Source organism: Chloroflexota bacterium (assembly GCA_018829775.1).
GTDB lineage: Bacteria > Chloroflexota > Dehalococcoidia > Dehalococcoidales > RBG-16-60-22 > E44-bin89.
In genome coordinates this window covers 1-5,472 of the sequence record JAHJTL010000072.1, presented here as the reverse complement: position 1 = coordinate 5,472, position 5,472 = coordinate 1, and the positions used below count along the sequence as shown (strand labels likewise).

Below are 5,472 nucleotides of genomic sequence, written 5' to 3'. Positions count from 1 at the left end.
GGGAATTGCAGAAATTGAAAGTGCTGACCGTTCCCGGCCGAGGTTTTGGCACGCCGGGCTACTTCCGCATTGCCTACTGTGTGGAAGACAGGGTCCTTGAAGGCTCACTGGGCGGCCTGCGCGAGGCAGCACGAAAATACGGATTGACCAAGTAAGAGGAACAGATTATGCCAGAGCAGGATAACACGATACCTGATAATGTTGAGGAACTTATGTCAGCGGCCAGGAATGAGCCAATCGCCGCTTTCCTGAACATGCAGCTCCTGGAGCTCCAGCCGGGATATTCCAAAGTGATGCTCAAAGTGCTTCCCGAACATCAGAACTTTAACGGACTTACTTTCGGCGGCATCACCATGGCGGTGGCGGACCAGGCTTTCGGCTACGCGGTGAACTCAGTGCGACGCCCCAACGTGGCCTCACAGTTCAACATCCATTTCATCGCCCCGGCCAAGGCAGGCGATGAGCTAATCGCCGAGGGGCGGGTGGTAAGAAGCGGCCGCAGGGTGAGCATCGCCGAGATGACGGTGACCAACCAGGAGGGAAAGCTCATCGCCAAAGCCACCGGAACGACCATTCCAATAAGTCAGTGATACATTTTACTTTTACTTTAGTGTCAACGCTTCCACAGTAGCCAAGCATTCATTTTATCCATCCAACGCAATATATACTCACCACTTAACTTTTTACCATGGAAGGTCACTTCCACCTTAGTATCACTCCAGAACTTTGTCTCATACGTTCCACTATCCCAAATTTTGATCTTGGCACCGGCGTACGGGCCGGTGGATATCTTGCCTTCAAACAGGCCGTCAAGAAAGTTACGCTCTGTACTTGATACTGCCACTCTACGAACACCCGGCTTTTGTGGTATACCCTTGTAGAATCCCCAACACTGGAATACCCCGTCTCTTTCCAACCTCAGATTATGGCGGAAGGCAGTTTTGAGTCCCTGATACTCACTTATCACAAATATTGTCACAAATTAACCCTCTTTATGATTTTACACAGTATTATAGATGAATACACCTTTGTCAACCATAACCAAAAGTTCTTAGAATCTCTAGCATACTCGCGTATATTGACAGCGTCTTTTTCATTATGGTAAACTTGCCTCCAGCTATGAAATCGACCCGTTATCCAATGGAGAGAACAAAATTCGTCTTTACCGGGCGCACCGGGGTGCGCTTGGGGGGAAGCGAATACGTGTAGTTAATTACTATAGATAAAGTGTATGCAGAATAAGAGTACCTCCTAAGCGGGAGGTATTTTTGTAGCTTTAAATCGGTCATCCTGAAAAAGGCAGGGAAAGGGTAATAAAGTGCTGGCTGAGGTTCCAGATACCATCCCGAAATTGATTAAACGCAACTATGAGCGGTGGCCCCGGAGTGCCGCTATGGCCATGAAGAACTTCGGCGTCTGGCAGCGCTATAGCTGGCAGGATTACTATGACAGAGTTAAATACTTCTCCCTGGGAATGATCAGTCTCGGGCTGGAACCGGGCGATGTCGTCTGCATCATCGGTGATAATGAGCCGGAATGGTTCTGGGCGGAATTTGCCACACAAGCGGCACAGGGCATCGTCACGGGCATATTCGTCGATTCCATTCCATCCGAGGTGAAGTACGTTGCCGAGCACTCAGGAGCCAAATTCGCCATCGTCAACGACCAGGAGCAGACCGACAAGTTCCTGGAAATAAAAGAGGAACTGCCCGAATTGAAGAAGGTCATCTACTGGGACCCGAAGGGACTGAGGAACTACGATGACCCGATACTGATTGCTTTCACCGAAGTCATCAAGTTGGGCCGGGAATATGAGCAAACACACCAGGGGGTATTTGAGCAGAATATAGAGCGGGGTAAAGGCAGTGACACCGCCTTCATCTATTACACCTCTGGCACCACCGGCCTGCCCAAGGGAGCAGTGCTCACATACCAGGCGCTTATCAATACTTCACAGGCATTCGTCGACCGCTACCCGCTCAGCGAGAACGATGACCTCATTTCCAACTTCCCGGCGGCCTGGGTGGGCGACAGCTTTTTCGCCACCATCCCCCACCTCCTCAGCGGGGCAAGATTGAACTTTCCCGAAGAACCGGAGACCATCGCCGAGGACACCCGGGAGGTCGGCCCCAGCTTCGTAATCTACGGGCCCCGCCAGTGGGAAAGCCTGGTGCGCGATATCCAGGTCAAGATGATAGACGCCCACCCCCTGAAGCGCTTTGCCTATCGCTTATTCATGCCCGTGGGCTACAAAATGGCCGATTTCCATTTCGCCAACAAGAAGCCGAACCTGTTCTGGCGCCTGCTTTACGGCATCGCCTATTTCCTGCTTTTCCGCGCCCTGAAAGACCGTCTCGGTTTGAACAATGTCCGGTTTGCCGTAACCGGCAGTTCGGTGCTCAGCCTGGACACCTTCCGCCTTATTCACGCCATCGGCATCGAGCTGCGCCAGAACTACGGCAGCACCGAAGCCGGCCTTATTTCCTCACACGGCAAAGGTGAAATCAAGTTCGAGAGCGTCGGGCGCCCGGCCATCGGCACGGAAGTGCGCATCACCGATGAAGGCGAGCTTCTGGTCAGGAACAACTGTCTGTTCAACGGTTACCACAAAGATGATAAGAAGACCTTTGAAACCCTGGTTAACGGCTGGTGCCATACCGGCGACGCCGTCAATATCGACGATGACGGACACCTGCTATTCATTGACCGGATAGACCATCTGGGGCAGCTGCGCTCCGGAATCAAGTACGCACCTCAGTACGTCGAGGGGAGGCTCAGGTTCAGTCCTTACATTAAAGACGCCATGGTTATCGGCGGCAAGGATAAAGATTTCGTTTCGGCGATTCTCAATATCGATTTCGGCATGGTCGGTAAATGGGCCGAGCGCCACCATATCCCCTATACCACCTTTGTTGACCTTTCCCAGAAAGAGGAAGTGGCCGACCTTATCCGGAAGGACCTGCTCAGGGTGAACGGCTATCTGCCGGAGCCGGCGAGAGTGCAGAGGTTCGTCCTCATGCACAAGGAGTTTGACGCTGATGAGGCGGAGCTGACCCGTACCCGAAAAATCAGACGTGAATTCATGGAGGAGCGCTACAAAGAGCTTATCGAGTCATTATATAAGAACGGTCAAGAGATAGACGTGAAGGCTCCCGTAACTTACCGGGATGGACGGAAAGGTTTCGTGAGCACAAGTATCAAGGTAAGGGATATTATGTCAAATGGCTGAGCTTCTGCAGTATGTTATCAGCGGCATTGCCGTGGGCATGGTCTATGCGCTGATTGCCCTGGGCTTTGCCCTCATCTGGAAGTCGAGCAGCGTGGCCAACCTGGCCCTTGGCCAGATAGTGCTCATATCTTCCTGGTTTACCTATGCTATGCTGGTACAGGCTCAGTTCCCAATCTGGCTGGCGTTCCCGCTGGTCATCCTCTTCGCCCTGGGTCTGGGCTGGACGATTGAGCGCTTCGCGCTGCGTCCACTCATCGCCCAGCCGATTCTGGCGCTCATTACCGTGACGCTGGGGATAGGCTACTTCATCGAAGGTGTGGTCACTTTCATCTGGCCCTGGAGCGTTGATGCGCTCCCCAGATTGTTCCCCAGAGAGGTGGTTCACATCGGGCCGGCGGTTATCTCCCAGGAATATATCTGGGTGGTCGGTATCTGCCTGGCGGTATTCGCCGTGCTGACCCTTTTCTTCCGCTACCATAAAATGGGCATTGCCATGCGGGCCACCGCTGATGACCAGAGGGCGGTTCAGGCCTGCGGTATCCCGGTGACCGCCGTTTTTTCGAGGTCGTGGATGTTCGCCTGCGTGGTGGCGGCGATTGGCGGGATACTGATTTCCAGCATCGGCGGTATCACACATGGACTGGTCCAGACCGGCCTCAAGGCGTTCTCGGTGGTGATACTGGGCGGCCTTGACTCGTTCCTTGGCGCCATCATTGCCGGACCGATTATCGGGCTTTGTGAGAGCCTCGGTGGTGGTTACCTCACGCCCTTTCTTTGGGCGGGAGTGAAGGATATCATACCGTTTGTCATTATCATCATCGTCATGATTATCAAGCCCTATGGGCTGTTTGGGGAAGTGCGCATTGAGAGGATATAGTTAATGAGTCTGCCGAGCGGCACGCGGAATTATACCTACGCACAGGACATGGCCATCCTGCGCACCAAGACGCACTGGGCGCTTTTCATCGGCTTCCTGGTACTTCTGCTCGCCTCCCCGCTTTACCTGAGTAACTACTGGCTTGGCGTGACCAACCTCATCGGCATCACCCTCATCGCCGCCATCGGTCTGAACCTGCTGGTTGGCTACTGCGGGCAGCTGTCCATCGGCCACGCCGGTTTTATCGCTGTCGGCGCCTATACCTCCGCTGTTCTGACCAACAGGCTGGAACTGCCCTTCCTGGTAGGACTGCTCTGCGCCGGACTTATGGCCGGACTCATCGGGCTGATATTCGGTCTGCCATCGGCGCGGGTCAAAGGGTTTTACCTGGCAATCAGCACCATCGCCGCCCAGTTCATCATCATCTGGGTCATCAACCACTGGTCGGTGACCGGCGGCTTTGTCGGCATTAAAGTACCCTATGCATCTATCGCCGGTTATGAGTTCCGCAGTGAGACCAGCCAGTTTTACCTCATCATAAGCATCGCTGCCCTCTGTACGTTTTTCGCCAAGAACCTGGCACGGACACGGATCGGCCGGGCGTTCATCGCCATCAGGGATAACGACCTGGCAGCGGAGGTAATGGGCATAAATCTTCTGTACTACAAGCTGCTGGCCTTTTTCATCGGCTGTTTTATGGCCGGAATCGCCGGTTCGCTGCTGGCCCACTGGATTGGTTTCCTGAATGCGGAGCAGTTCAGCCTGACGGAGTCTATTCTGTACATCGGCATGATAATTATCGGCGGACTTGGCACGAGCATCGGCCCGATATTTGGCGTCGTTTTTATACGACTGCTCCAGCAAATACTGACCGTGGAGATTGTGCCTCTTCTGGAGAGGTCATTCACCATGTTCCCTGCCGGCTTTGCCACTGGTGTTACCCCGATGTTATTCGGGCTGGTAATTATCCTTTTCCTGATACTTGAGCCGAGGGGGCTTGCTCACCGCTGGGCACTTTTCAAGTCCGCCTACCGGCTATGGCCATTCTCGTACTAGTCTTGGGAAGGAGGTATCGATACAATGTAACGACCTGACTATCATGAAGTATCTCGATATCCAAAAGGAGGAAAAAATGACACAGAAAAAATGGGTAGTTATGGCTGGTTTACTCTGTCTGGCTCTAATGTTAGCCGTTCTGCCACTGCTCGGTAGCGCCTGCGCTGGCCCGGAAGAAAAAACGATCAAAGTCGGCATTACCACTCCTTCGACTGGCCCGGCTGCAGAAAAGGGTTCGCCCATGGGGCACGCCAACCTTGATGCCATCAAGTACGTCAACGAGGAGCTGGGCGGCATAGATGGCCATCTC

5 protein-coding genes and 1 pseudogene are annotated in these 5,472 nt (G+C 53.6%); 5 read left to right on the top strand and 1 reads right to left on the bottom strand.

What is annotated here, in order from left to right; translation table 11 throughout:
* The first annotated feature begins 167 nt into the window (after positions 1 to 167).
* The gene (locus KKD83_06830; protein ID MBU2535860.1) at positions 168 to 590 is read left to right on the top strand and encodes a PaaI family thioesterase; all 423 of its coding nucleotides are present in this window, start codon (positions 168 to 170) and stop codon (positions 588 to 590) included.
* 23 nt (positions 591 to 613) lie between these two features.
* Here the strand turns inward: KKD83_06830 and KKD83_06825 are convergent, their stop codons facing one another.
* Entirely contained in the window at positions 614 to 979 is a 366-nt protein-coding gene (locus KKD83_06825; protein MBU2535859.1) for an ATP-dependent DNA ligase, read from the bottom strand.
* Positions 980 to 1,321: 342 nt separating this feature from the next.
* On the opposite strand from KKD83_06825, the gene KKD83_06820 reads away from it, so the two are divergent.
* From KKD83_06820 to KKD83_06805, 4 genes and pseudogenes are all read left to right on the top strand, one after another.
* Positions 1,322 to 3,229 carry an AMP-binding protein gene (locus KKD83_06820; GenBank protein MBU2535858.1) on the top strand — a complete coding sequence of 636 codons (1,908 nt, stop codon included), beginning with the start codon at positions 1,322 to 1,324 and terminating at the stop codon, positions 3,227 to 3,229.
* Positions 3,222 to 4,106: a branched-chain amino acid ABC transporter permease gene (locus tag KKD83_06815; GenBank protein ID MBU2535857.1), complete on the top strand. Its 885-nt coding sequence runs from the start codon at positions 3,222 to 3,224 to the stop codon at positions 4,104 to 4,106. Before KKD83_06820 ends, KKD83_06815 begins: the two co-directional genes overlap by 8 nt.
* A 3-nt stretch (positions 4,107 to 4,109) precedes the next feature.
* Positions 4,110 to 5,162 carry a branched-chain amino acid ABC transporter permease gene (locus KKD83_06810; protein MBU2535856.1) on the top strand — a complete coding sequence of 351 codons (1,053 nt, stop codon included), beginning with the start codon at positions 4,110 to 4,112 and terminating at the stop codon, positions 5,160 to 5,162.
* Positions 5,163 to 5,343: 181 nt separating this feature from the next.
* Positions 5,344 to 5,472: pseudogene (locus KKD83_06805) on the top strand (leucine ABC transporter subunit substrate-binding protein LivK).

What these genes read in the sequence shown, in the direction of transcription:
- KKD83_06830 (MBU2535860.1), top strand. Translation starts at nt 168, where the DNA reads ATGCCAGAGCAGGATAACACGATACCTGATAATGTTGAGGAACTTATG.
- KKD83_06815 (MBU2535857.1), top strand. Translation starts at nt 3,222, where the DNA reads ATGGCTGAGCTTCTGCAGTATGTTATCAGCGGCATTGCCGTGGGCATG.
- KKD83_06810 (MBU2535856.1), top strand. Translation starts at nt 4,110, where the DNA reads ATGAGTCTGCCGAGCGGCACGCGGAATTATACCTACGCACAGGACATG.